The organism is Pseudomonas sp. SL4(2022), from assembly GCF_026625725.1.
In the GTDB taxonomy this organism is placed as follows: Bacteria; Pseudomonadota; Gammaproteobacteria; order Pseudomonadales; family Pseudomonadaceae; genus Aquipseudomonas.
Genome location: NZ_CP113060.1, coordinates 1,888,191 through 1,915,038, shown reverse-complemented (window position 1 = coordinate 1,915,038; position 26,848 = coordinate 1,888,191). Strand labels below are relative to the sequence as shown.

The window sequence follows — 26,848 nt, the reverse complement described above, 5'->3', positions numbered from 1 at the left end:
CTTAGAGCGAGGCGTACTTGACGCGCAGACGCTGGCGCACCAGCTCCGCCAGGGTGTTCATGACAAAGGTGAACGACAGCAGCACCAGTGCCGAGAGGAACAGCACACGGTAATGGGTGCCCCCCACCTCGGACTCGGGCATTTCCACCGCCACGTTAGCGGCCAAGGTGCGCAGGCCCTCAAAGATGTTCATGTCCATGATCGCGGTGTTGCCCGTGGCCATCAGCACGATCATGGTTTCGCCCACGGCACGGCCCATGCCGATCATGATCGCCGAGAAGATGCCCGGGCTGGCAGTGAGGATCACCACACGCGTCAGGGTTTGCCAGGGCGTAGCACCCAGGGCCAGCGAACCGAACGTCAGGCTCTTCGGCACGCTGAACACGGCGTCTTCGGCAATCGAATAGATGTTCGGGATCACCGCAAAGCCCATGGCCAGACCCACGACTAGCGCGTTGCGCTGATCGAAAGGGATGCCCAGGTCATTGCTCAACCACATGCGCATGTTGCCGTCGAACAGCCAGTTCTCCAGGTGCCCGCTCATGCTCAGCGAGATATAGCCCACCAGCAGGATCACCGGGATCAGCAGGGCCGACTCCCAGCCATCCGGCACGCTCAGGCGAATCGACTCGGGTAGACGGCTCCACAGGTAACCAGCCAGCAGGATGCCGATGGGAGTGAAGATCAGCAGACTGAAGATACCCGGCAGGTGTCCCTCTACATAAGGGGCGAGGAACAGCCCGGCAAAGAAGCCGAGGATCACCGTGGGCAGCGCTTCCATCAGCTCGATCACCGGTTTGACCTTACGGCGCATGGCTGGGGCCATGAAGTAAGCGGTGTAGACGGCTGCCGCAATCGCCAGCGGTGCAGCCAGGAGCATGGCGTAGAAGGCGGCCTTCAACGTACCAAAGGTCAGCGGCGCGAGGCTCAGTTTGGGCTCGGCGTCGGTGTTGGCCGACGTGGACTGCCAGACATAGCCAGGAGCATCGTAGTTCTCGTACCAGACCTTGCCCCACAGCGAGCTCCAGGAAATCTCCGGGTGCGGGTTGTCGACCACGAAGCGTTGCAGCTTGCCATCTGCCTCCACCAACACACGGTTGGCGCGCGGTGACAGGGCGGCTACGGCCTGCCCTTCAACAACGGGCTCTACCAGCAGGGTGCGGTGTGCAGTGCTGTGGAAGATCCCCAGGTTGCCCTTGGCGTCCATCGCGATAAAGCCCTTACGGCGCTCTTCCGGGATGATCTGCACGATTGGGCTGCCAGCCATCTTGAAGCTGCGAATCGGCTTGAGTGCGGCCTTTTCGTCAGCATCACGGACCATGAACCACTGCTGAATAACGCCGCTGCTGTCACCAATCATCAGCGAGATGCCGCCGAGTAACGCGGTGGCGTTGGTAACTTCCAGCTTGCCGTCTTCCAGCAGCTTGTAGCGGCCGTTCAGGCTCTTGCCACGCAGATCGAAGACATCCGCCGTGCTGCGACCGTTGATCACATACAGCCACATCTGACGCGGGTCGATGATCAGCGCTTTGATCGGTTCGGCAATCTGCGGGAGGGCAATACGCTCCTCGCTGAGAGTCACTTCGCCGGTCATCACGTTTTCTTCGCGACCCAGGCTCAGCACATGCAGCTCGGTATCAGTGGAGCCCGCGAGCATCAGGGTCTCGCTGTTTAGGCTGATGCCGATATGATCCAGCGAGCGGCCCTGCGGATCGAGGCTGATCGGCGCCTCACCGAAGGGGTATTCGACGCCCGGCTTGATGGTCTTCACATCGTTCGGGTAGGTGATCTTGTAGGTATGCTGGAACACCAGCACCTGACCGTTGGACAGGCCCAGGGCGACGCGGTTGGTGCCTGGCTGGTCCTGGCCCACCGAGACGATCTGGGTGTTGGCCGGAATCGGCAGCTGCTGCGCATTCAACGCCTGCATGCTCTTGGCGTCGAAGAACTGCACCTTGCCGTTTTGATCCAGACGCATGGCAACTTGATTCTGCTCTTCCAGGGTCAGCAGCAGCGGTGCGCCGGCCTCACTCAGCCAGGGCGCACTGACCGCTTTACGGCTTTCCAGGCTGGCGCCCTGGAATATCGGCAGCACCACGTAGGCCAGGTAGAAGAAGATCAGGGTGATCATTCCGAGTACGGCCAGGCCGCCGACGGATACCGCCCAGCGGGCGAAGCGATCTTTCAGCGCACGGATACGCCGTTTGCGCTGCAGAGCCGGAGTGTTGAAGTCCAGCCCAAGGGATTTGGAGGTGGCGGTCATGGTTTCACTAGCCAAGTCATTCATAGGTAAGAGCGTCTCTGCGCAGCCATGAGCGCGCCATAATGAGTTCTGTCGCTATTCGCGCGGCCACTTTAACCACACTGTATGACAGAAAAGTTACAGCGCTTTGACAAAGCAACGCCCACCTGTCGTAACCGAAGGCGGGCATGCGAGTTACTTGGCGTCCGTGCCAGGCAGGCCGATCTTACAGACCGAGTTCCTGAATGGTTTTATCCACTACTTTCTTCGGCAGCGGGATGTAGCCGTCTTTGACTACGACATCCTGGCCTTGCTTGGACAGCACCAGCTTGATGAACTCGGCATCCAGCGGGCTCAGCGGCTTGTTCGGTGCCTTGTTGACGTAGACGTAGAAGAAGCGCGACAGCGGGAACTTGCCAGCCAGGGCGTTTTCTTCGTTGGCGTCAAAGGCTTCGCCGCCTTTTTTGGACAGTGCTACAGCACGTACGCTGGACGTCTTGTAGCCGATACCGGAGTAGCCGATGGCATTGATGGTGCTGGAGATCGACTGCACCACAGACGCCGAACCTGGCTGCTCGTTGACATTAGGCTTGAAGTCGCCTTTGCACAGAGCGGTTTCCTTGAAGTAACCGTAGGTGCCGGACACGGAGTTACGACCGAACAGCTGAATTGGCTTATCCGCCCAATCACCGGTCAGACCAAGATCGCCCCAGGTTTTGATGTTGCTGCCGCCGCACAGGCGAGTTGCAGAGAAAATACCGTCAATCTGCGCCATATCCAGGCTCTTGATCGGGTTGTCCTTGTGCACAAACACCGCCAGGGCGTCGATGGCAACCGGGACAGCAGTCGGCTTGTAACCGTACTTCTCTTCAAATGCCTGGAACTCGGCATCTTTCATCGGGCGGCTCATCGGGCCGAGGTTGGCAGTGCCTTCAGTCAGCGCGGGTGGCGCAGTCGAGGAGCCAGCCGCCTGGATCTGGATGTTGACGTTCGGGTATTCCTTTTTGAACTCTTCAGCCCACAGCGTCATCAGGTTGGCCAGGGAGTCGGAGCCAACGCTGGACAGGTTGCCCGATACGCCGGAAATCTTGCTGTAGCTCGGCAGAGCCGGATCAACGCCAGCAACCGCAGTGGCGGTCGCCACGCCAGCGGCGACAAAAGTCATGGCCGCCATCAAACGCTTAAGTTTCATGCCTTACTCCTGGAAAACTAGTGTTGATAAGAACGGGGCCAAGTATCTGCAGGCCGTAAGAACACTCTATGAATGGAATGTGACAATTAGGTTAAAGCGTGCAAAAAAACTGAAAAGGCCCGCAAGCGGGCCTTTTCATCAGGAATTGTGCTCAGGTAGCGGCCTGATGCGGCGTATCGCGCCGCCACAGCCAGCCACCGATCAGCATAAACACCAGGCACAGGGTCCCGACATAATAAGCGGGACCCAGCGGGCTCCACTTCAACAACAGGCTGACCAAAATCGGGGTCAGGCCGCCGAAGATGGCGTAGGCCAGGTTGTAGGAGAACGACAACCCGGAGAAACGAACTACGGCCGGGAAAGCCGTGACCATTACCAGCGGAATGGCGCCGATCATGCCGACACACAGGCCAGCCAAGGCGTATAACGGCAGCAACAGCTCAGGGTGGCTGCTCAGGCTGCTATAGAAGGTCCAGGAGCTGATCAACAGCAGCAAGCCGCCGACCACGAACACCCTGCCGGCGCCAATCCGGTCCGCCAGCCAGCCGGCCAGCACACACCCCAGGCTCAGGCAGACGATGGCCAGGCTGTTGGCCTGCAGCGCCTCGGCCGGCTTGAAACCGTGCAGGGTCTGCAGCAGGGTCGGAGTCATCAGGATCACGACGACGATGCCGGCCGATAGTACCCAGGTCAGCAACATGCACAGAATCACTGCGGGACGGTGTTCGCGCACCACAGTTTTCAGCGGCAGTTCAGCGGCCAACGTTCGGCGCACCTGCATCTCGGCGAATACCGGAGTTTCCTCCAACCAACGGCGCAGGTAGACCGCGATCAGGCCGAACACGCCGCCAACCAGAAACGGAATGCGCCAGGCGTAGGCCGCCAGCTCCTCAGGGGTAAAAACCCGGTTGATCAGGCTGGCCGTCAGGGAACCGAGCAGGATGCCGACAGTCAGACCCGCAGTCAGGGTGCTGCAGGCAAAACCTATATGCCGTTTCGGCACGTGTTCGGCGACGAACACCCAAGCTCCCGGCACCTCGCCACCAATTGCCGCTCCCTGCAGAACACGCAGAGCCAGGAGCGCCAGCGGGGCCCAGATGCCGATCTGCGCATAGGTCGGCAGCAGGCCCATCAGCAGGGTTGGCACGGCCATAAGGAAGATGCTCAGGGTGAACATGCGCTTGCGCCCGAGCAGGTCGCCAAAGTGGGCCATGATGATCCCGCCCAGCGGCCGCGCCAGGTAGCCGGCAGCGAAAATGCCGAAGGTCTGCAGCTGGCGCAGCCACTCGGGCATTTCCGCAGGAAAGAATAACTTGCCGACTACTGCGGCGAAGAACACAAAGATGATGAAGTCGTAGAATTCCAGCGCCCCGCCCAGGGCGGACAGCGAAAGAGTCTTGTAGTCGCTTCGGGTTAACGCGCGCGCGGCGCTGGAGGGCACGGAAGACATGGTCGGCAGCTTCTTTATAGTCGGCAGGATTTATGGGCGCTGCACCGCAGCCGGGGCACGATAGCAAATTGCGCCGCGACCCGGCAGTTGGACCGTATCGACAAATGCAGAACCCGGCGGTCGTCGTCTAACGCGCCGCCCGATATACTGCCCGTGGCCAGCGCGTGGGCCACGGGGGATTGTGCAAAGGTTTGGCCAGCGGCAAACCCTTTGCAGAACCTCCCACACCACACTAAGCATAAGAAACAGGCATTGGGGCCTCACCACCATGATCGAGTACGAACAGGAAGATCCCATCCCGCAGGGCGATCTAGCCCTGCAACTGACCGCACTGCCGCGTGAAACCAATGGTTTCGGCGATATTTTCGGCGGCTGGCTGGTATCACAGATGGACCTGGCCGGCACGGCCATGGCCAGCAAGGTGGCCGGCGGCCGCGTCGCCACCGTGGCCATCGACCGCATGGCATTTCTGGTGCCAGTGGCTGTGGGCGCACAGCTGTCCTTCTATACCCAGACCGTGGAAGTGGGCCGCAGCTCGATTCAAATGCTGGTGGAAGTGTGGAGCGATGATCCGCTGTCCAGCGAATGGCGCAAGGTGACTGAGGCGGTGTTCGTCTTCGTCGCCATCGACGGCAGCGGCCGCACACGCCCGGTGCCTGCACGCCGCTAAGCGCTGCAACATCATGCCTCAGCACCTTACCTTAATGGCACAAGCGCAGGTGCTTGCCTAGGCTCATGGACTGGCGCAGCATGCGCCGCCTGTTAACATCAGGGCACGATCATGAGTAACTCCAGTAGTAGTACTGGCAATCTGAGCCTGACCGCTGCCGCTCTCGGCGTGGTCTACGGCGATATCGGCACCAGCCCGCTGTACACCCTCAAGGAAGTCTTCGCCGGCCATTACGGCGTCAACGTCGACCCGGATGGGGTCTACGGGATTCTCTCGCTGATCTTCTGGTCGCTGATGTGGGTGGTCACACTCAAGTATGTGCTGGTGATCCTCCGCGCCGACAATGAAGGTGAAGGCGGCGTGATGGCCCTGACCGCCTTGGCGCGGCGTGCCACTCAGGCCTATCCAAGGCTGTCGAAGCTGCTGGTGCTGGCCGGCCTGGCCGGAACTGCGCTGTTCTATGGCGACAGCATGATCACCCCGGCGATCTCGGTGCTCTCCGCGGTGGAAGGCCTGGATGTGGCCCTGCCCGGCGTGGGCCACTGGGTGGTGCCGATCACCGTCATCCTGCTGATCGGCCTGTTCTTGATCCAGAAACACGGCACCGCGCGCATCGGCATCCTGTTCGGACCGATCATGGGCCTCTGGTTCACCACCCTTGGTGTGCTCGGTGTCTACGGCATCGTCCGCCACCCGGAAGTGCTGCATGCGCTCAATCCCTGGTGGGCCATCAACTTCTTTATCAGCCATCCGGGCATCGGCATCACCATCCTCGCTGCAGTGGTGCTGGCACTGACCGGGGCCGAGGCGCTGTATGCCGACATGGGTCACTTCGGCCGCAAACCGATTGCCCGCGCCTGGTTCAGCCTGGTGCTGCCCGGCCTGGTGCTCAACTATTTCGGCCAGGGTGCCCTGCTGCTGGACAACCCCGAAGCGGCGCGCAACCCCTTCTATCTATTGGCACCCGCTTGGGCGCTGATCCCGATGATTATCCTGGCCACGCTTGCCACCATCATCGCCTCGCAGGCGGTGATCTCCGGCGCGTTCTCGCTGACTCGCCAGGCCATCCAGCTCGGCTTCGTACCGCGCATGCAGATCCAGCACACTTCCAGCAGCGCCGAAGGGCAGATCTACATCGGCGTGGTCAACTGGGCGCTCATGGTCGGGGTAATTCTGCTGGTGATCGGCTTCGAGAGCTCCGGTGCCCTGGCCGCCGCCTATGGTGTGGCCGTGACCGCGACCATGCTGATCGACACCCTGCTGATTGCCGCCGTCGCCCTGCTGCTGTGGAGGAGTCCGCGCTGGTTGGCGATTCCGCTGCTGTTGTGTTTCCTGGTGGTCGACACACTGTTTTTTGCCGCCAACGTGCCGAAGATCCTCCAGGGCGGAGCCTTCCCGGTGATCGCCGGACTGGCGCTGTTTATGCTGATGACCACCTGGAAGCGTGGCCGCGAACTGCTGGTCGATCGCCTCGACGAAACCGCCCTGCCACTGCCCATGTTCGTCTCCAGCATCGCTCTGCAGCCGCCGCACCGGGTGCGTGGCACCGCTATATTCCTCTGTGCGCGGGCCGATGCCGTGCCGCATGCGCTGTTGCATAACCTGCTGCACAATCAGGTGCTGCACCAACAGATCGTCATGCTCACCGTGAGCATCGCCGACAGCCCGCACGTGCCGCCGAATAAGCGCTTCGAGGTCGACAGTTTCGGCGAGGGTTTCTACCGGATGGTCCTGCATTTCGGCTATATGGATGAGCCTAATGTACCAGCGGCGCTGGCGCAGAATCCTTATGACTACCTCGACTTTACCCCCCTGAGTACCACCTACTTCCTCAGTCGCGAGACCATCATCGCCACCAAACGCATCGGCATGATGGCCTGGCGCGAGTCACTGTTCGCCTTCCTCCTGAAGAACGCCAACAGCAACCTGCGCTACTTCCAGCTCCCAACCAACCGGGTGATCGAACTGGGCACCCAGGTCGAGATCTAAGACCACGCCCACCACTCGGTGGGCGTTTTGCTTTCTACGGGCCAGCTAGGCTCCAATGGCCTCTTTCAAACCACCACGAGCCCGACCCATGCGCCGATCCGATGTTGAACGCCTTGAGCTGGATGAACTGACCTGCTGGCGCGTGCGCTATGACACCCATGAACTGCTGATAAGCCAACAGGGCGCGCAGATTCTCAGCTACCAGCAGGATGACCAGCCGCCGCTGATCTGGCTCAGCGAACAAGCCGCTTACCGACGCGGCCAAGGCGTGCGCGGCGGCGTGCCGGTGTGTTGGCCCTGGTTTGGCAACCTGCTGCGCAACCCGCAGGCAGTACAGGCCATGCACCTGCAACCTGCCACTGCGCCCGCACACGGTTTGGTGCGCACCCTGAGCTGGGCGCTGGAAGGCATCGACTGCCGCGACAACGGTATCGAACTGACGTTTGCTTACAACACCCGAAGCCAGCCACTGCCCGACTGGCCCCATGCCGCCGAACTGCGCCTGAGCATCCGCCTGGATGAGCGTCTGCATATCCAGCTCAGCAGCCGCAACCTGGGCGACACGCCGCTGGCCATCAGCCAGGCGCTGCACAGCTACTTTGCCATCAGCGATATCCGCAACGTCGCAGTCGAAGGCCTGCACGGCTGCCGCTATATCGAAACCCTGGAAGACTGGCAGCAACGCCAGCAGGAAGGTCTGCTGCAGTTCAGCGGCGAGACCGACCGCATCTACCTGGACACCCCGGCGCAGCTAAGCATCCTCGACCGTGCCTGGCAGCGACGCATCCAGCTGCACAGCAGTGGCTCAAACTCGGCCGTACTGTGGAACCCCTGGATCGACAAGGCGCAGCGCCTCTCGCAATTCGCCACCGACGCCTGGCCCGGCATGCTATGCATCGAACACGCCAACGTGATGGACGATATCTGCCTGCTTGCCGCAGGTCAGCAGCATCAACTGAACCTGAGCCTCTGGGCTGAACCTGACGCCACTTGACGGCCCCAGGAAGCGCGCACTCATCGCCGAGCCTGCAGGCGGCTCGGCAATTTACTTGAAGTCACATATATCCGTTAAAAAACGCTATCAATTCACACTTCTCTTAACCTTAATCACAACTTCCGCGACAAGCCATCATTCTGCCAGTAAGCAATTACTTACATATATATAGCCATCTACCTACGCAATATCTCCCGTCAATCCTACTGTGGATTTTCGCTCGCACTATTTAGGAACAAGCGTCCCAATAAATAACTCCTAAATATCCATTGCTGTTACGTGAGTCACACTTTGTCAGGTTGTTAGATACCCAACGCAGGGCTAGGATGCCCACCTCACTAGGACGTGCGCAACTTGTTGCACATTTAAGTGCGCAACTTTTTGCGCACTTCAGCCGACAATAGCAGCTTGACCGAAGCTGGGCCGGCTTAATTATGGCTTACACGCAAAACAGTCGAGTCATGGAATGACCTATTCAAATAAACTCACTGCTCATTATTTAGAGCTGGCCAAACTCCCTATACATGAAGGGAACTTTGCCGGTAATGACGTGCGTTATTCCAGCGAATACGAAGTTCTCGAAAACGAGCTGGGCAAAGCCACTGCGCTGCACGAAACAGCGGCGATCGACTGGCAAAAAGTCCGCGAAAACAGCGAGATACTGCTCAGCGCCCACTCCAAGGATTTGCGCGTCGCCGCCTGGCTGATCTGGGGGCTTTACCAGCGCGAATCCTTCCCTGGCCTGCAAGCCGGTTTCAGCCTGCTGCATTACCTGTGCCTCAACCACTGGGTCGAGTTGCACCCACGCAAGGCGCGCACCCGCGCCGCCGCCATCAGCTGGCTGATTCCACGCCTGGAGCAGGCGCTGGCCGAGCACGTGCCGATTGGCGAACAGCTGGCGCTGTTCCGCAGCCTGGCCGAGCAGCTGCGCGCCCTGGAAGCCTGCCTGGCCGAACACCTGGGTGAAGATGCGCCACTGCTGCTGCCGCTGTGCCGGCGCCTGGATGAGCTGGTCAAGCGCGCCAGCCAAGGTCAGCCAGAGCCAGGCTCGGTCGGCGCGGCGATTGCCCAGGTCAAGCAGGCCGCCAGCCAGATGCTCACCCCCGGCGCACCGGTGGAAAGTGAAAAGGAAGCGCACAAAAGCCTGCGCAGCCTGCAAGACCAGGCCCGCCCACTCTGCGCCTATTGGTTGAAACAGAAAGCCAGCGACCTGCGCGCCCTACGCCTGGCCCGCACCCTGCTTTGGCTGCCCATCGACAGCCTGCCTGAGCGCAACGCCGAACAGATCACCGCACTGCGCGGCCTGCCAGCCGACAAGCTGGCCAGCTATCAGGAGCGCTACCAGAACGGCCAATACGCCGATCTGCTGGTCGATCTGGAGGCCAGCATCGCCCGCGCGCCCTTTTGGCTCGACGGCCAGCACCTGGTCTGGCAGTGCCTGCATGAGCTGGACGCCGAGCAGGCGATGCGCGAAGTGGAGATTCAGCTCGCACTGTTCATGCAGCGCATGAGCGGCCTGGAAGAACTGCGCTTCCACGACGGCAGCGCTTTTGCCGATGCGCAGACCCGCGCCTGGCTCAGCTCCCATGTGATGCCACACGTGCAGGCCCCGGTCAGCGACAACACCCCCGTAGCCAGCGAGGGCAACAGCCTCCCGGCTTGGGATATCGCTCTGCAGGAAACCCTGCCCAAGCTGCGCAAGGACGGCCTCAAGTCGGCGGTGCAGCAACTCAAGCTCGGCCTGGCCAAGGCACGCGGCGGCCGCGAACGCTTCTTCTGGCAGCTGACCCTGGCACGCCTGTGCTACAGCGCAAAGAAATACGAACTGGCCAAGACCCAACTTGAATCGCTCGACCAGACGCTACAGGCCACTGGCCTCGGCGACTGGGAACCCGATCTCGCCCTCGACGTACTGCGCATGCTGCACAGCTGTTGTGAGCTGTTGCCGCAGAACCACGCGGTGCGTGAAAGCAAGGAAGAGATCTACCGCAGGTTGTGCCACCTCGACCTCGAGGTGGTGCTGGACTAGGCGCACTCAGGGCAGATGACGCCTCGTCGCCTGCCCTGAGTACGCCCCAAAGGCCCCCGGGCCATCAACGCAAAGGAGAACAACCATGGCCAAAGAAGGCTCGGTCGCCCCCAAGGAACGCATCAACGTCACGTTCAAACCCGCCACCGGCGGTGCTCAGGAAGAGATCGAACTGCCCCTGAAACTGATGGTTCTGGGTGACTTCACCCAGCGCGCCGACGACCGCAAGATCGAAGACCGCAAGCCGATCAGCATCGACAAGAACAGCTTCGACGAAGTGCTGGCCAAGCAAGAACTCAACCTGACCTTCGCCGTCCCAAACCGCCTGCAGGACGAGCCGACCGACGACGAGATGGCCGTGCAGCTGCGCATCAACTCGATGAAGGACTTCAACCCGGCCAATGTCGTCGACCAGGTTCCTGAGCTGAAAAAACTGATGGAACTGCGTGATGCCCTGGTGGCGCTGAAGGGCCCGCTGGGTAACGCCCCGGCCTTCCGCAAAGCCATCGAAAGCGTGCTGGCTGACGACGACTCGCGTGACCGCGTACTCGGCGAACTCGGCCTGGCTGCCCAAGGCAAGCTGGACTCCTGATTCAATTAACAAGGAAGCTAATTCATGAGCACTAGTGCAGCAGTAGAAAGCGGTCGCAGCGCCGCCGACCTCGGCATCCTCGACCGCATCATTGCCGAGACCAAACTGACTCCGGACGATGAAGCCTATGACATCGCCAAGCGGGGCGTGTCGGCCTTTATCGAAGAGTTGCTGAAGCCGCAGAACGAAAATGAGCCGGTGAAAAAGGCCATGGTCGACCGCATGATCGCGGAGATCGACGCCAAGCTCAGCCGGCAGATGGACGAAATCCTCCACAACGCCGAATTCCAGGCGCTGGAATCCTCCTGGCGCGGCCTCAAGCTGCTGGTGGATCGCACCAACTTCCGCGAAAACATCAAGCTGGAGATCATCAACGCCTCCAAGCAGGATCTGCTCGATGACTTCGAAGACAGCCCGGAAATCACCCAGTCCGGCCTGTACAAGCACATCTACACCGCCGAATACGGCCAGTTCGGTGGCCAGCCGGTCGGCGCGCTGATCGCCAACTACTTCTTCGACCCGAGCGCGCCGGACGTCAAGACCCTGCAATACGTTGCCAGCGTCGCCAGCATGTCCCACGCACCGTTTATCGCCGCTGCCGGCCCGAAATTCTTCGGCCTGGAAAGCTTCACCGGCCTGCCGGACCTGAAGGATCTGAAGGATCACTTCGAAGGCCCGCAGTTCGCCAAATGGCAGAGCTTCCGCGAGCAGGAAGATGCCCGCTACGTCGGCCTGACCGTACCGCGCTTCCTGCTGCGCAACCCGTACGATCCGGAAGACAACCCGGTGAAGACCTTCGTCTACAAAGAGAACGTCGCCAACAGCCACGAGCATTACCTGTGGGGCAACACTGCCTACACCTTTGCTTCCAAGCTGACCGACAGCTTCGCCAAGTTCCGCTGGTGCCCGAACATCATCGGCCCGCAGAGCGGTGGCGCGGTAGAAGACCTGCCGCTGCACCACTTCGAAAGCATGGGCGAGATCGAAACCAAGATCCCGACCGAAGTGCTGGTCTCCGACCGTCGTGAATACGAGCTGGCCGAAGAAGGCTTTATCGCCCTGACCATGCGCAAAGGCAGCGACAACGCCGCATTCTTCTCCGCCAACTCGGCGCAGAAGCCGAAGTTCTTCGGCATCAGCGAAGAAGGCAAGACGGCTGAACTGAACTACAAGCTCGGCACCCAGCTGCCGTACATGTTCATCATCAACCGTCTGGCCCACTACCTGAAAGTGCTGCAGCGCGAGCAGATCGGCGCGTGGAAAGAACGCACCGACCTGGAACTGGAACTCAACAAGTGGATCCGCCAGTTTGTTGCCGACCAGGAAAACCCGAGCTCCGAAGTGCGTAGCCGTCGTCCGCTGCGCGCCGCGCAGGTGATCGTCAGTGATGTTGATGGTGAGCCGGGCTGGTACCGCGTCAGCCTCAACGTGCGCCCGCACTTCAAGTACATGGGTGCCGATTTCACCCTGTCGCTCGTCGGCAAGCTGGACAAGGAATAAGCATCCTTATGGCCGGGTACGGAAGCCTGTTCGAACGCCTCGGCGGTGAAGCCAGCCAGCGCGCTGGCTGGAGCCGCGAAGTCGCCGCTATGGCGTCCGTGGCCACCCACCTGGCAAAAATGCTCAGCACCCGGGCGGGCAGCGTGCAAACGCTGCCCGACTACGGGTTGCCCGATTTGAACGATATGCGCCTGTCACTGCACGACTCGTTGCAGCAGGCGCGTATCGCCATCGAACGCTTTATCGAAGCGTACGAACCGCGTTTAAGCGACGTGCGGGTGATTTCCCTGCCCCGCGACAACAACCCACTGAGCCTGGCCTTTGCCATCGAAGGCCTGTTGGAAGTGGACGGCCTTAAACGCCAAGTCAGTTTCTCCGCGCGCCTGGACGGCAGCGGACAGGTCAAGGTCAATTAAGGAGAGCCCATGTCCGGTAAACCCGCCGCCCGCGTCAGCGACCCCACCGCCTGCCCGATTCCCGGCCATGGCAGCAATCCGATTGTCACCGGCTCCCCCGACGTGCTGTTCGACAACCTCCCCGCCGCCCGCATGGGCGACCCCACCGGCTGCGGCAGCACGCTGGCCAGCGCGGTCATTCCTACCGTGCTGATCAACGGCAAACCCGCCACCGTGCTGGGCACCGTGGGCAGCCATGGCAATGTGGCTGTGGCGGGCTCAGGGACGGTGTTGATTGGGGCTAATGGGGGTGGGGCGGCGTTTGTCCCTCCAGCTCCTGTGGATATCAAAGGGGTCTTCGATGAGTTCTTCGTGCTGCTCGACCAAGACTCCAGCGTCCCGCTGAATGGGGTTTCATATGTTCTCCGCAGCGCATCCGGCAAAGAGATCCATGGAGTCACAGGAATGGATGGGAAAACCGACAAGCTCCGCTCTTCGAGTGCAGAAACCATTGAGCTGGTTATCTCCGAACAATCCGAAGTAGTGATTGCCTGACTACGTGGAGATCTGCACATGTCCGATATCGTCCTGAAATCCACGCTCACACCGAGCTCGCAAAACCCACAAGGTACGACCTCGCAAGTTCGCTTGTTCAAGATCACGGATATTCCCGCAGCTATGGACAAAATGGGCTGGCAAGTTTCCGCGCAGCTAATGCGGCATTGGTTCCAAGGAAAGCCCTGGGGCACAGCCAGCGGCGGTATGACGGCAGCAGTAAAGAACCATGACCAAATGCCCCCTCCTCAATATATGGAAGAGACCATAGTCACCTACAAATGGTTGATGACGTTTCCTCGGGTAGTAAGTTCCCGCAACGAACTAAGAACCGCCTGGAACAACCCCCAAGCAACCAAACTCATCCGCAGAAACATTCTCAGGGCGTTCGGTCAGCACTCCGGCGGATGCTTCCCGCTGTCGTTCAATGGCCAAGGCAGTAAAGCCGAGGCTTTCGGTTACGCCAACAGCCGCGCGCTCACTTTCGACACCATTGGTGATGAGCTGAATGACCTGCGCGGCGCACTGGCCAACTTCAATCTACGAGTCGCAGTCGAGGGTACCGTCAACACGTTCCCGGACAAGGTGACCTTCATCGCTGAGCGCATTGGATTCTATGCCGAAGATGCATATGACTTTAACGACGAGGGCCTGCTCAGCCAGCCACTTGGTTATTGGAACTTCGATGGCATCGCAGAGGGCGTGACAGACAGCCTCAGCAACAACGCCAATATCGATTACGAAAAAGCGAAGGCGATTGCCACAGCTCCCTTCACCGGCGAGGACGTTGAGCAGAGTTTCAAGGATTTAGAAAGCAAGCGCTATTTCTTGATCACCAACAGCCACTTCGTGAAGTATCGCTCGACGCAGAAGAAGGGTGGTGACTTCGTCGTTTATTCAAATATCGGCTACGAAACCATCACTCCGGTCGTCTTCGAGTTTAAGAAATGAATATTCGAAAAGTATCTATGGCCCTGCTGCTGCCAATATCACTCTTGCTCCTGCTTTTCGGAACGATTCACATCGCCATCACTCAGGAGGCGCAGTACTCAAAACCCAGCCCTTCGGGAAGATTCATTTTGCAGACCGTGTTGCTGGCACCTTGGCTCGGACCTTGGTGCGATCTTGCCTACATACGCGTCATCGACACCCAGGCACCGGACTCCACCTTCCGTACGCCGCTCTACGACAAGCACTACACGGACATGCGTTCGCACGAAGATGACAGAACCGTAGGCATTATTTGGTTCGACTTCGACAAGCAGCAGAAGACCTTCGAGATTGGCGTGCCGGACTGGCAAGACAGTTGGCTGAACCTGTTCATCAGCAATACCCCTTACCAAGTTGTCGAGAACTGACGCGATGTACTTCTATCAACACATCCGCAGTGTCGAAGAGATTAAACGGCAAAGAATTACTGCCATGGCTTGCCACACTTTGGCATGCCTGCTTTTCCCGCTAGCGACCAGCCTGGGGTTTCAGGTCTACACCACTCTATTTGGCCCTCCACTATCTAGGGGAGTGGCTATAGGTTTGGCGGTGCAACTGATTTTCGCGGCCTTTGTCTTGGCTAATGCCCTGATCGCCCTGACAACCAGCATGAAAGTAAAAATTGCCCTTACAAGTGCACTGGTTATCGCGAACCTCACCTATTTGCTACCTCAACATCCGATACGTGCATTGTTCTTCGCCGGTTTGTCAGGCGGGCTGACTTTGGCAGCCATCTATATGACGACACGGCTCGCTCCTGAACGGAAACCATCCGACAGCCAACGAATCAAGGATTGATCGTGTCTTTTAACCACTACTACCAGAGCGAACTCACCGCCCTGCGCCAGCTCGGCAAGCGCTTTGCCGAGCGCAGCCCGGCGTTGGCGCCGTTTTTGGGCCAGGCCGGGCGTGACCCGGATGTCGAGCGCCTGCTGGAAGGTTTTGCCTTTCTGACTGGGCGGCTGCGGCAGAAGCTCGATGACGAGTTGCCGGAACTGACTCACTCGCTGATGCACCTGCTGTGGCCGAACTATATGCGCCCGCTGCCAGCGTTCAGCATGCTGCAGTTCGACCCGCTCAAGCGTCCGGGCGGTGCCTTGCTGGTGCCACGGCATACGCCGGTGGAATCCAAACCGATCCAGGGCGTGACCTGCCGTTTCCGCACCGCCTTCACCACCGAGGTGCTGCCGCTGGCGCTGAATGGCCTGGATTACTCGGTCAAGGGTGACGGTGCGCTGCTCAGCCTGCGTCTGGCGATGAGTGCCGATGGCCATCTGGGTGATCTCGACCTCAAGCAGTTGCGTCTGCACCTGTCCGGTGAGCGCTATATCAGCCAGTTGCTGTACCTGAGCCTGCTGCGCCACCTCGGCGGTGTGCAGCTGGTATTGCTGAACGCCGCAGGCAAGCCGTTGCAGGGCGCGGATGAGCGCCCATTGCTGCCGCTGCAACTGCCGGCCAACAGTGTGCAGCCGGTGGGTTTTGCCGAAGATCAGGCGCTGATCCCCTACCCGCTGAACACCTTCCGCGGGTACCGCTACCTGCAGGAATACTTCGCCTTCCAGGACAAGTTCCTGTTTGTCGACCTGCTCGGCCTGGATGTGCTCAAGCGCGTGCCCGAAGACGTGCTCAAACAGGCGCGCGGCATCGAGCTGCGTTTCGATATTCACAAGGCCGGCGTGCAACGTATCCGCCCGACCCTGGATAACGTGCGCCTGTACTGCACGCCGGTGGTCAACCTGTTTGCCCATGACGCCATCCCGATTCGCCTCGACGGCAAGCAGGACCAGTACCTGCTGCTGCCCTCGGAGCTCGACTCCGAGCATTGCGGGGTGTTCTCGGTGGATCGCGTCACCGGCTGGAAGCCCGGCGGCAAGGGTTACGAAGAGTACGTGCCGTTCGAATCCTTTGAGCATGACGCCAGTTTCGACGTGCCGCTGGCGCGCCCGCACTACAGCGTGCGCCAGCAACCTTCGCTGCTCGGCGACGGCCTGGAAACCTACCTGAGCTTCGGCCTGCGCAACCTCGATCAGCACGAAACGCTGTCCATCGAGCTGACCTGCACCAACCAGAACCTGCCGCGCCAGCTGGGCCTCGGTGATATCTGCATGCCCAGTGAGGACACCCCGGAGTTCCTCACCTTCCGCAATATCAGCGCGGTTACGCCGAGCTACGCGCCGCCGCTGCACCGCGATTTTCTGTGGAAGCTGATCAGCAATATGTCGCTGAACTACCTGTCGCTGGCCAACGTCGACGCGCTCAAGGTGATCCTGGAAACCTACGACCTGCCGCGCTACTACGACCAGCACGCGGAGAAGGTCAGCAAGCGCCTGCTCGACGGCCTGAAAAGCATCAGCCACCAGCATGTCGACCGCCTGCACCGTGGCTTGCCGGTGCGTGGTGTACGCACGCAATTGACGATCAACCCCGAGGGTTATGTCGGCGAGGGTGACCTGTTCCTCTTCGCCACCGTACTCAATGAATTTTTCGCCCTGTATGCCAGCTTGAACTCGTACCACGAGCTGCGCGTACAGAGCACACAGGGAGAGGTGTACCAATGGACGCCGCGCATGGGGCAACAGCCCCTGCTCTAAACCGGCTTAGCCGGGGCATCCGCGAGTACAGCCTGTTTCAGGGTGTGCAGCTGGTGCTGGAACGCTTGCAGGCTGCTCATCCTGAATTGGATGAGGAAGCGCTGTATCAGCGACTGGAACTGCAGGCCAACCCGAGCATGGGGTTCCCCGGTAGCGATATCGATCGCGTGCATTTTTTCGAAGAGCACGGCGAGCTGCGCGCGCGCCTGCGCATCAACCTGGTCAGCCTGTTTGGCGCCGGCTCGCCGCTGCCAGCGTTCTACGGTGAACAGGCGCTGGGCGACAGTGAAGACGGCAACCCAACGCGGGATTTCCTCGACCTGTTCAACAACCGCCTGCAGCGTCTGCTACTGCCCACCTGGCAGAAATACCGCTACCACACACGTTTCCAGAGCGGTGCGATCGACCCGTTCTCCGCCCACCTGTTTGCCCTGATCGGCCTGGGCGGTGAAACCATTCGCAGCGCCTCCGAGTTGAACTGGAAACGCCTGCTGCCCTACCTCGGCCTGCTCAGCCTGCGCGCCCACTCGGCGGCGCTGATCGAGTCGGTGCTGCGCTACTACTTCAAACACGCCGACCTGCATATCGAGCAGTGCCTGGAGCGTCAGGTGGAGATCCTTGGCGAGCAGCGCAACCGCCTCGGTCTGGCCAACAGCCAGTTGGGCGAGAGCCTGGTGCTTGGCGAATTCGTGCGTGATCGCGGCGGCAAATTCCGCATTCACGTGCAGCAGCTGAACTGGGAGCGCTTCCATGAATTTCTGCCCATCGGCAGCGGCTACCAACCGCTCTGCGCGCTGGTGCGCTTCACCCTGCGCGACCCACTGGATTACGACATCCGCCTGGAACTGCGCCAGGACGACATACGCGAATTGCGCCTCGGCGCGGACAACCCCTGCCTGCTGGGCTGGACCACTTGGCTGGGGCGTGACAACGCCGACGGCGTGGTCACCCTCGGCAGCCAAGCTCATTAAGGAAGATGGAAATGATCAACGTCGATTTACAGCAGCTGGTGCAAGCCCTCGACGCGGCCAGCAAGCAGGACCTGGAAACCGCTGCCGAGCGTTGCGTGGTGCGCGGCGGCAGCAAGATTCTGGTGGAAGACCTGTTGCTCGGCCTGCTTGAGCGCCCGGAAGGCTTGCTGCCCCGCGCCCTGCAGGATGCCGACGTAGACGCCGGCGAGCTGGCCCGCGCCCTGCAACCGCGTGGCGAACACAACGAATCGCGCAACCCGGTATTTGCCACCGAACTGGTGCAATGGCTGCAGGACGCCCTATTGGTCGCCAGCCTGGAACTCGGCCAGAGCCAGGTCGATGAAGCCGCACTGATCCTCGCCCTGCTGCGCAATCCGATGCGTTACGCCGGCAGCCACTATCAGCCACTGCTGGCCAAGCTGAATGCCGAGCGCCTGCGCGAATTCGCCCTGGCCCAGCAGCAACCAACCGCCGCCGGCAAACCCGCAGCCGGTGGCGAATCCAACCTCTCGCGCTTCACCCACAACTTCACCCAGCAGGCCTGTGACGGCAAGCTCGACCCGGTGCTGTGCCGCGACGGCGCAATCCGTCAGATGATCGACATCCTCGCGCGCCGGCGCAAAAGCAACCCAATCGTGGTCGGCGAAGCCGGTGTCGGCAAGACCGCCATCGTCGAAGGCCTGGCCCTGCGCATCGCCGCCGGTGAAGTGCCGGCCGCGCTCAAGGGTGTTGAGCTGCTGTGCCTGGACCTGGGCCTGCTGCAAGCCGGCGCCAGCGTCAAAGGTGAATTCGAGCGCCGTTTGCAGGGCGTGATCGATGAAGTCAAAGCCTCGCCCAAGCCGATCATTTTGTTCATCGACGAAGCCCACACCCTGATCGGTGCGGGTGGCCAAGCCGGCAGTGGCGATGCCGCCAACCTGCTCAAGCCCGCCCTGGCCCGTGGCGAGCTGCGCACCATCGCCGCCACCACCTGGAGCGAATACAAGAAGTACTTCGAGAAGGACCCGGCCCTGGCCCGCCGCTTCCAGCCGGTGCAACTGCATGAGCCAACCGTCGATGAAGCCGTGACCATCCTGCGTGGCCTGGCGCCTGTTTACGAGAAAAGCCACGGCATCTACCTGCGTGACGACGCCGTGGTCGCCGCCGCCGAGCTGTCCGCGCGCTACCTGGCTGGCCGCCAACTGCCGGACAAAGCCGTCGATGTCCTCGACACCGCCTGCGCCCGCGTGCGCATCAGCCTGGCCGCCGCCCCGGAAACGCTGGAGCGCCTGCGTGGCGAGATCGCCGAAGGTGAGCGGCAGAGCGAGGCCATGAGCCGGGATATGGAAGCCGGCCTGCACATCGACAGTGAAAGCCTGGAACAACTCGAAGCACGCCTGAGCCAGGCCCGCGCCGAACTGGAGCAGATCGAAACCCGTTGGGCGGTGCAGCGTGAACTGGCCGAACACCTGCTGGAATTGCGCAAGCAGTGCGCCAGCCTGCGCCAAAACCCTACCGAAGCCGAGAACAGCGACGGCCAGGCCGTACAGCTGGAGCAACTGGAAGGCGAACTGCGCGCCGTACAAGCCGAGCTGGCCAGCGCTCAGGTGAATGAGCGCCTGGTCAGTTTTGAAGTCTGCCCGCGCCTGGTGGCCGAAGTGATCAGCCACTGGACCGGCGTGCCACTGAGCCAGCTGGCCCGCGAACACAACAGCAAGGTGCTGACCTTCGCCCGCGACCTCGGCCTGCGTGTACGCGGTCAGGCGCAAGCCATCGCCGCGCTGGACCGCTCCATGCGCGCCAGCGCCGCCGGCCTCAATCGTGCCGATGCGCCGGTCGGGGTATTCCTGCTGGTCGGCCCCAGCGGCGTCGGTAAAACCGAAACCGCACTGGCCCTGGCCGATCTGCTGTACGGCGGCGAGCGTTTCCTCACCACCATCAACATGTCCGAGTTCCAGGAGAAGCACACGGTTTCCCGGCTGATCGGCGCACCACCCGGCTACGTCGGTTATGGCGAAGGCGGCATGCTCACCGAAGCCGTGCGGCAGAAGCCTTACTCGGTGGTGCTGCTCGATGAAGTGGAAAAAGCCGATCCGGACGTGATGAACGTCTTCTATCAGATCTTCGACAAGGGCGTGGCCAACGACGGTGAAGGCCGTGAGATCAACTTCCGCAATACGCTGATTTTGATGACCAGCAACCTGGCCAGCGAGCGTATCGCCAACCTCTGCCAGAACGGCCAACGCCCGACAGCGGATGACCTAGAGCAAGCGATTCGCCCGACCCTGACTCAGCACTTCAAGCCGGCGCTGCTCGGCCGTATGCGCGTGGTGCCGTACTACCCGATCAGTGGCGAGGTGCTCAACGAGCTGGTCGGCCTCAAACTCGCGCGCTTTGGCGAGCGCCTGCAACGCCGTCAGCTGCAGTTCAGCCATTGCCCGGCGCTGCTGGAAAATCTCGCCGAGCGCTGCAGCCACAGCGACAGCGGCGCACGCCTGATCGATCACCTGATCGACCAGCACCTGCAACCGCTGGTGGTCGACCGCCTGCTCGACGCCATGGCCAGCGGTGAAAGCCTGCAACGCGTGCACGCCACCCTGGACGGCGAAGGGACGGTGGTCTGTGAGTTCGCTTAACGTGTCGCTGATGTTCAGCCAGGTGCCGCAGCCGCTGCGTTATGCCGAAGCACTGTTGCAACGCTTCGCCACGCTGGCGCGCGCGGCCAACAGTGACGCCCTGCTCGGCGGCCTGGTGGAAAGCGCCGCGCAGCTGTCGGGCAGCGAATTGAGCCAGCTGTACCTGCTCGACGATACGCACACACGCCTGACCCTGTCCGCCGAATGGCAGGACGGCCTGCTGCAACCGCGCGCGGACGCCAGCCTGTCCAGCGACTACGACGGCGAACAGCTGCTGCAGTACTGCCTGTGCCAGAACCAGACGCTCAGCCTCAATGAGCTGGACCGCAACCTGCACCAGACCGGCTTCCTCCCCGAGGCGCAACAGCCCTGGCGCAGCCTGCTGTGCCAGCCGCTGCTGGATGAGCACAAAGGCGTCACCGGCCTGCTGCTGATTGCCAGCCAACGCGCACGTGAGCTGCAGGGCTTCGCTGACTCGCTCGGTCAGCTGGGCAGTTTTGTTGTCGCCCAACTGCACCTGCTGCAGCGCCTGCGTTCATCGCACAGCGAACAACCAGTTGCCGTGGTCAGCACGCCCTGCGCCAGCGGCTATGGCCTGATTGGCGACAGCCCGGCAATGCGCAGCGTCTATCAGCTGATCAGCAAGGTGCTGCACAACCCGGTCAGCGTTTTGCTGGCGGGCGAAACCGGCACCGGCAAGGAGCTGGTGGCCCGCGCCATCCACGATTGTGGTTTCCGCCGCAGCAAAGCCTTTGTCGTGCAGAACTGCGCCTCGCTGCCGGAAAACCTGCTGGAAAGCGAACTGTTCGGCTACCGCAAAGGCGCCTTCAGCGGCGCCGACCGCGACCATCAGGGCCTGTTCGATGCGGCCAACGGCGGCACGCTGTTCCTCGATGAAATCGGTGATATGCCGCTGAGCCTGCAAGCCAAGCTGTTGCGCGTCTTGCAGGAAGGCGAAGTACGCCCGCTGGGCTCCACTGCCACGCACACCGTCGATGTGCGCATCGTCGCCGCCACCCACCACAACCTGCGCAACCTGGTGGAAGAAGGTCGTTTCCGCGAGGACCTGTTCTATCGCCTGGCGCAGTTCCCCATCGAACTGCCGGCCCTGCGTGAGCGCGATCAGGACATCCTCACCCTGGCGCGCTACTTCGCCGACAAGGCCAGCTCACTGCTGCAGCGCAATCAATGCCGCTGGGCCGACAGCACCCTTGATCACCTGGCCCGCTACCCCTTCCCCGGCAACGTGCGCGAACTCAAAGGTTTGGTCGAGCGTGCCGTACTGCTGTGCGAAGGCGGTGAACTGCTGCCGGAACATTTCGACCTGCGCCAGGCCGGCAGCAACGAGACGCCAGGCATGAACCTGCGTGAGCGCATGGAACGTGTTGAACGCAGCCTGCTGCTCGACTGCCTGCGCAAGAACCGTGGCAACCAGACCAGCGCCGCCTGCGAACTCGGCCTGCCGCGCCGCACCCTGCTGTACCGCATGCAGCGGCTGAATATCAGCCCGGCTGACGTGTAAGGCTTAAGGAGAAGAGCATGTTCAACGCCACCCACTCGCGTGACGTAAACCTCACCCGCACTCGGTGTGCCCACATGCGTTGTGGCCGTGCAGGAGCCTGCGCATGAAACCCACTCCAGCGAATGCAACCGCGCTTGGCGAACACTTCTACCTGTTCCAGAAAGCCCCAGGCCAGCCCAGCAAAAAGCTGATCATCACCAGCCACGGTGCCTATGTGCCTGGTATGCACCTCAACGTGCCGGCCAATACATCGCTGGTGTTCTACGGGCCCGATGGCAAGACCTTGGAAGACCCCGGCTTGGCCAGCGTCATGCGCGGCGAAGTGAAGCCACACGAACAGAAAGGCCCGGGAGAATCCACCCGCAACTACCTCGTCTCCAAATACAGTGATGACCATTACTCGAGCATTGCCTACTCGGTCAAAATTGTCGGCACCGATATCCTCACGGTGCGCAACCGCAAGCATCCGGCCTTATTGCTACAAAACAGCACCATCGCCTTGAGCGATGTCTTCAGTGAGCTGAACAAACACGGCCTGCAGTACGATGAAATTCATTGCGTGTTCTGCCGTAACTTTCTCTTCGCCGTTTCCCCCGAGACTCACGTAGCACCTCGGGTTATCAGCCTGCCGCCCGCCACTGCGCTTACCCCGCTTGCCAGTGCCGGCCTCGGCGCAACGACAGCCATCAGTGCACTGAGCAGCCAAGCCACCCGCCGAGCAACGGCGCTGACGCCGCAACGCTTCAACCTGAGCATGGCGGGCCTCAGCCACGACTTGCAGGTGCTCGAATTTACCGGCCGTGAAGCCATCAGCCAGCCGTTCGTATTCGAGCTGGAACTGATCAGCGAGCGCCCCGATCTCGATCTGGAAAGCCTGCTGCACCAGCCCGCATTTCTTGCCTTTACCCCAGATGGTGGGGGAGTGCATGGCCTGGTCTACCGCGTCGCCCAGGGTGATTCCGGCAAGCGCATGACCCGCTACCACATCACCCTGCGCCCGCAGCTGGCTTACCTGGCGCACCGCATCAATCAGCGCATCTTCCAGCACCTGAGCGTGGAAAAGATCATCAGCCAGGTGCTCGAAGAGCACGGCATTCAGCGCAATGCCTACACATTCCAGTTCGGCCCCAGCGTCTACCCGGAGCGCGAATACTGCGTGCAGTACGACGAAAGCGACCTGCACTTTATCCAGCGCCTGTGCGAGGAAGAAGGCATTCACTACCACTTCCAGCACAGCGAACAAGGCCATGTGCTGGTCTTCGGCGATGACCAGACGGTGTTCCCGAAACTGGCGCCCACTGCGTACCAGCAGGACAGCGGCCTGGTCGCCGACGAGCCGGTGATCAAGCGCTTCGCCCTGCGCCTGGAAACCCGCAGCAACCGCGTCACCCGCCGCGACTACAACTTCGAAAAACCCAAACTGCTGATGGAAGCGGCCTTCAACAGCGAGTTCCAGCCCGACCTCGAGGACTACGACTACCCCGGTCGTTTTGTCGAGCGCGAGCACGGTAAGCACCTGGCCAAACGCAACCTGGAACGCCACCGCAGCGACTATGAACTGGCCAACGGTGAAAGCGATCAGCCGCTGCTGGTCAGCGGCCACTTTCTCAACCTAAGCGCGCATCCGCGTAAGGACTGGAACCAACTCTGGCTGCTGACGGAAATCCACCACGAAGGCAAACAGCCGCAAGTGCTGGAAGAGTCCATCACCAGCGACACCCACAACAAAGATGGTTTCCAGCAGGGCTACCGCAACCGCTTCAGCGCCACGCCCTGGGATGTGCTGCATCGCCCAGCGCTGAAGCACCCGAAACCCAAGGTGCTCGGCAGCCAGACTGCCGTGGTCACCGGTCCTGCGGGTGAAGAGATCCACTGCGACCCTTACGGCCGCGTCAAAGTGCAATTTCATTGGGACCGCGAAGGCCAAGCGAACGATAAAACCAGCTGCTGGCTGCGCGTGTCCTCCAGCTGGGCCGGCGATGGCTACGGCGCTATCGCCATCCCGCGCATCGGCATGGAAGTGCTGGTGACCTTCCTCGAAGGCGATCCCGACCAGCCGCTGGTCACCGGCTGCCTGTACCACGCCGCCCACGTCGTGCCCTACGCGCTGCCGGCGAACAAGACCCGCAGCCTGTTCAAAACCTTGAGCAGCCCAGGCGGTGGTGGCTACAACGAGCTGCGCATCGAAGACAAGAAAGGCGTCGAACAGATCTACCTGCACGCCCAGCGCGACTGGGACGAAAACATCGAACACGACCAGAAAATCCGCGTCGGCAACGAGCGCCACGACACCGTCGAAGCCAATAGCTACAGCCAGTTTCTCGCCGAAGAACACCGCACCACCCACGCCGACCGCAAGGTGGAAACCCGCAGCAACGACCACCTCACCGTCGGGCAGAAACAGCATGTGAAAGTCGGCGTCGGCCAGTTCGTCGAAGCCGGCAACGAAATCCACTACTACGCCGGCAGCAAAGTAGTGATCGACGCCGGCATGGAACTCACCGCCTCGGGTGGCGGCAGCTTCCTCAAGCTTGATCCGGGCGGCGTCACGCTTAGCGGTGCGACGGTCAAGATCAACTCGGGGGGTGGCCCGGGCAAAGGCTCAGGCATCGCGATTCTGTCGCCCACTATTCCGGGCGCGGCGGATGCGGATAAAGCGGGCAATCTGTTGGAGCGTGCGCACCGCAGCCATCGCGCCCGTTATGTGCTCCTTGATGAAGAAACCGGGGAACCATTGGTTGGCGTTCCATACACCCTCAAACGCGCAGATGGCTCACGCCAAGCTGGGTACTCAGACCACGAAGGCAAAACCTTCCTGACCCACAGTGCAGAGCCCACCGAAGTCGAATTATTAACCCCGCAGCGCCAAGTCGAACAGCAGGAGCCGCTGTTCCTTGCCGGTGAAAAAGCCCCCAAAGACATGACCCTGGACTACAAAAACGCCAACGCGGAGGGCGAATGAATGGCTGTTATACAACCGCAGACCCCACAAGGTTGCTCGGCAAGATCGACTGGATGCAAGTACTGATCAATGTCGGCATTGCCGTTGGCACAGTGGTAGTGGCTTTTGTGATTGCCGGAGCTTTAGTCGCTGCAGGTGTTCCTGCGGCAATCATTTCTGGACTTCTTGTTTTGGTTCGTCTGGCACAACTGTCATGGGCCTGGTTGGCCAGTATTTTGGGGGCAGGCGCAGCTGCCGGCGCCCTGACCGCAGGTTGAGAGATATCCAATGAGTACATTAGATAAATTAAAAGAGCAGGCTCCGAACTTGGAATTTGAACTTCCAGACGGCACATCGGTGGTCAAGCTTGGGTTGATCATCACTCTTTACTTCAAGGAGGGATATACAACTGAAAGCAAGCAAAAGGTGATGGAGTGCTTCGAGCGCTTTTATGAAGATTTTAAATTTCATCTTAAATGGCAAGTCTATAAACGCGACAAAAAACTAACTGATACCAATTTCAAAAAAACAATTGAGCAAATACTCGCAACTGAACCGAACGAGCAATATTACTGGAGCTTGAGCAGTTCCAATGGCGTTAGTGACGCTCCAGCTTATTGCATATCTGCCATGAATTCATTTGAGGTTCATGGCGATAAAATACTTTCATATATAAAGGTAAGCTTTCCTTGGTTCTGTCTTGATAAAGAAGATTTTTTTGATAGGTACCAGCAATGGATAACCTATTTGTGTAGTCAAGTTAACGCGGAGCATGGATATGGTGGTCTTTCTAGCTCCCTACCCAATGATTACGACAGTTATATGCCAACAGAATATCAACTGGCACAGCAGTACTCCGGCCTGATGGTCGACTCCGCACCTTTTGCCGACACGTTAGGGCTTCAGAAACACATAAAAGGTGTTAACTGGTTCACCGTGCTAGGTAATACCTACGTCGAACGCTTGGGTGGCGAAAGTGCCATCTACCATGCATTAAGCGGCCGCGGCGATATCCAGATTCAGCCCTACAACAACGGTCTCATCATTCGTGCCGGGCAGTATCCAGAGCTGGGAGCCTCCGAAGATGGCCTCCCAGTGGCCTACGTTGCAGTCAATAAGGTGGTCAAGCCGGTACGCATTCCAAACCCCGATCAGTTGCACAGCTATTCCCCCTACGGCGACTGCTTCGATCAGGAAAGTACTCTCCGCTGGTATGCCCGCTTCGACCAAGAAAGCGGAAAAGACATGCCATCGAGCATTCTCGCCGGGCAACCCTGCTCGCACGAAGGCTTCTGGTTTACTCCCGCCCAGCCCAACTCTCGTCGTCATTTCCGGCAGGGCGAAATCATGCCTGCCATTGATGACTCCAATTGGGGCGCGACGCTTTGGTATTGGTCCGGCGAAGACCATGCCTGATATCTGCTTACCCACCTTTCGCACTTAAAAGAGAAGAGCAACTGATGCTGAAACGTTATTACCCAACCGCCCTGCTCGCCCTAGCCCTGTGCCTCACCGCCTGCAGCGGCAATTACAAGTTCAACGATGACGAATACCGCCCACTCGGCGAACCGCAAGCAGTGAAACGCGGCAACTGACCGCAAGGAGCTAAC

At 60.5% G+C, this 26,848-nt stretch carries 22 protein-coding genes and 1 pseudogene; 20 read left to right on the top strand and 3 right to left on the bottom strand.

Annotated elements, in window-relative coordinates:
• Position 1: 1 nt before the first annotated feature.
• The 3 genes from OU997_RS09165 to OU997_RS09155 all read right to left on the bottom strand — a co-directional run bounded on the left by OU997_RS09165 (position 2) and on the right by OU997_RS09155 (position 4,884).
• Entirely contained in the window at positions 2-2,287 is a 2,286-nt protein-coding gene (locus OU997_RS09165; RefSeq protein WP_267809716.1) for an ABC transporter permease subunit, read from the bottom strand.
• 181 nt (positions 2,288-2,468) lie between these two features.
• Entirely contained in the window at positions 2,469-3,434 is a 966-nt protein-coding gene (locus OU997_RS09160) for a PstS family phosphate ABC transporter substrate-binding protein (protein WP_108489165.1), read from the bottom strand.
• Between the two features lie 151 nt (positions 3,435-3,585).
• Entirely contained in the window at positions 3,586-4,884 is a 1,299-nt protein-coding gene (locus OU997_RS09155; protein WP_108489166.1) for an MFS transporter, read from the bottom strand.
• A gap of 268 nt (positions 4,885-5,152) precedes the next feature.
• Here OU997_RS09155 and OU997_RS09150 point away from each other — a divergent pair, with 268 nt between their 5' ends.
• From OU997_RS09150 to OU997_RS09060, 20 genes and pseudogenes are all read left to right on the top strand, one after another.
• A complete protein-coding gene (locus OU997_RS09150; RefSeq protein WP_108489167.1) occupies positions 5,153-5,554 on the top strand; it encodes an acyl-CoA thioesterase in 402 nt (133 codons plus the stop codon).
• A 111-nt stretch (positions 5,555-5,665) separates the two neighbouring features.
• Entirely contained in the window at positions 5,666-7,543 is a 1,878-nt protein-coding gene (locus OU997_RS09145; RefSeq protein WP_267809715.1) for a potassium transporter Kup, read from the top strand.
• Between the two features lie 88 nt (positions 7,544-7,631).
• The gene (locus tag OU997_RS09140; RefSeq protein WP_267809714.1) at positions 7,632-8,537 is read left to right on the top strand and encodes a D-hexose-6-phosphate mutarotase; all 906 of its coding nucleotides are present in this window, start codon (positions 7,632-7,634) and stop codon (positions 8,535-8,537) included.
• Positions 8,538-9,003: 466 nt separating this feature from the next.
• Positions 9,004-10,566, top strand: coding sequence for a type VI secretion system protein TssA (tssA, locus tag OU997_RS09135; protein WP_267809713.1), 1,563 nt, complete (start codon positions 9,004-9,006; stop codon positions 10,564-10,566).
• A gap of 85 nt (positions 10,567-10,651) precedes the next feature.
• A complete protein-coding gene (gene tssB, locus OU997_RS09130; RefSeq protein ID WP_108489171.1) occupies positions 10,652-11,158 on the top strand; it encodes a type VI secretion system contractile sheath small subunit in 507 nt (168 codons plus the stop codon).
• Between the two features lie 24 nt (positions 11,159-11,182).
• Positions 11,183-12,658, top strand: a complete 1,476-nt coding sequence (tssC, locus tag OU997_RS09125; protein WP_108489172.1) for a type VI secretion system contractile sheath large subunit — start codon at positions 11,183-11,185, stop codon at positions 12,656-12,658.
• An 8-nt stretch (positions 12,659-12,666) separates the two neighbouring features.
• Complete coding sequence (gene tssE, locus OU997_RS09120; RefSeq protein WP_108489173.1) at positions 12,667-13,074, top strand: type VI secretion system baseplate subunit TssE; 408 nt, start codon at positions 12,667-12,669, stop codon at positions 13,072-13,074.
• A 9-nt stretch (positions 13,075-13,083) separates the two neighbouring features.
• Positions 13,084-13,608, top strand: coding sequence for a PAAR domain-containing protein (locus OU997_RS09115; RefSeq protein ID WP_267809712.1), 525 nt, complete (start codon positions 13,084-13,086; stop codon positions 13,606-13,608).
• A gap of 18 nt (positions 13,609-13,626) precedes the next feature.
• Positions 13,627-14,559: a DUF6402 family protein gene (locus tag OU997_RS09110; RefSeq protein ID WP_267809711.1), complete on the top strand. Its 933-nt coding sequence runs from the start codon at positions 13,627-13,629 to the stop codon at positions 14,557-14,559.
• A gap of 17 nt (positions 14,560-14,576) precedes the next feature.
• Positions 14,577-14,966: a hypothetical protein gene (locus OU997_RS09105; protein WP_108487136.1), complete on the top strand. Its 390-nt coding sequence runs from the start codon at positions 14,577-14,579 to the stop codon at positions 14,964-14,966.
• Between the two features lie 4 nt (positions 14,967-14,970).
• The gene (locus OU997_RS09100) at positions 14,971-15,396 is read left to right on the top strand and encodes a hypothetical protein (RefSeq protein WP_267809710.1); all 426 of its coding nucleotides are present in this window, start codon (positions 14,971-14,973) and stop codon (positions 15,394-15,396) included.
• Positions 15,397-15,398: 2 nt separating this feature from the next.
• Entirely contained in the window at positions 15,399-17,189 is a 1,791-nt protein-coding gene (gene tssF / locus OU997_RS09095) for a type VI secretion system baseplate subunit TssF (RefSeq protein WP_267809709.1), read from the top strand.
• The gene (gene tssG, locus OU997_RS09090; RefSeq protein WP_267809708.1) at positions 17,153-18,160 is read left to right on the top strand and encodes a type VI secretion system baseplate subunit TssG; all 1,008 of its coding nucleotides are present in this window, start codon (positions 17,153-17,155) and stop codon (positions 18,158-18,160) included. The genes tssF and tssG overlap by 37 nt, the downstream gene beginning before the upstream one ends.
• A 5-nt stretch (positions 18,161-18,165) precedes the next feature.
• Positions 18,166-20,775 carry a type VI secretion system ATPase TssH gene (gene tssH / locus OU997_RS09085; protein ID WP_267809707.1) on the top strand — a complete coding sequence of 870 codons (2,610 nt, stop codon included), beginning with the start codon at positions 18,166-18,168 and terminating at the stop codon, positions 20,773-20,775.
• A gap of 10 nt (positions 20,776-20,785) precedes the next feature.
• Positions 20,786-22,297: a sigma-54 interaction domain-containing protein gene (locus tag OU997_RS09080; RefSeq protein WP_267809881.1), complete on the top strand. Its 1,512-nt coding sequence runs from the start codon at positions 20,786-20,788 to the stop codon at positions 22,295-22,297.
• Positions 22,298-22,400: 103 nt separating this feature from the next.
• Positions 22,401-22,859 (top strand): annotated as a pseudogene (locus tag OU997_RS20870) (putative adhesin); the annotation flags it as partial.
• A gap of 192 nt (positions 22,860-23,051) precedes the next feature.
• Positions 23,052-25,259 carry a type VI secretion system tip protein VgrG gene (locus OU997_RS09075; RefSeq protein ID WP_267809880.1) on the top strand — a complete coding sequence of 736 codons (2,208 nt, stop codon included), beginning with the start codon at positions 23,052-23,054 and terminating at the stop codon, positions 25,257-25,259.
• A complete protein-coding gene (locus OU997_RS09070; RefSeq protein WP_267809706.1) occupies positions 25,256-25,516 on the top strand; it encodes a hypothetical protein in 261 nt (86 codons plus the stop codon). The genes OU997_RS09075 and OU997_RS09070 overlap by 4 nt, the downstream gene beginning before the upstream one ends.
• A 10-nt stretch (positions 25,517-25,526) precedes the next feature.
• Positions 25,527-26,654 carry a type VI immunity family protein gene (locus tag OU997_RS09065; protein ID WP_267809705.1) on the top strand — a complete coding sequence of 376 codons (1,128 nt, stop codon included), beginning with the start codon at positions 25,527-25,529 and terminating at the stop codon, positions 26,652-26,654.
• A 44-nt stretch (positions 26,655-26,698) separates the two neighbouring features.
• On the top strand, positions 26,699-26,833 hold the full coding sequence (locus OU997_RS09060) for a type VI secretion protein (protein WP_108487143.1): 135 nt from the start codon (positions 26,699-26,701) through the stop codon (positions 26,831-26,833).
• The last annotated feature ends 15 nt before the right edge of the window (positions 26,834-26,848 follow it).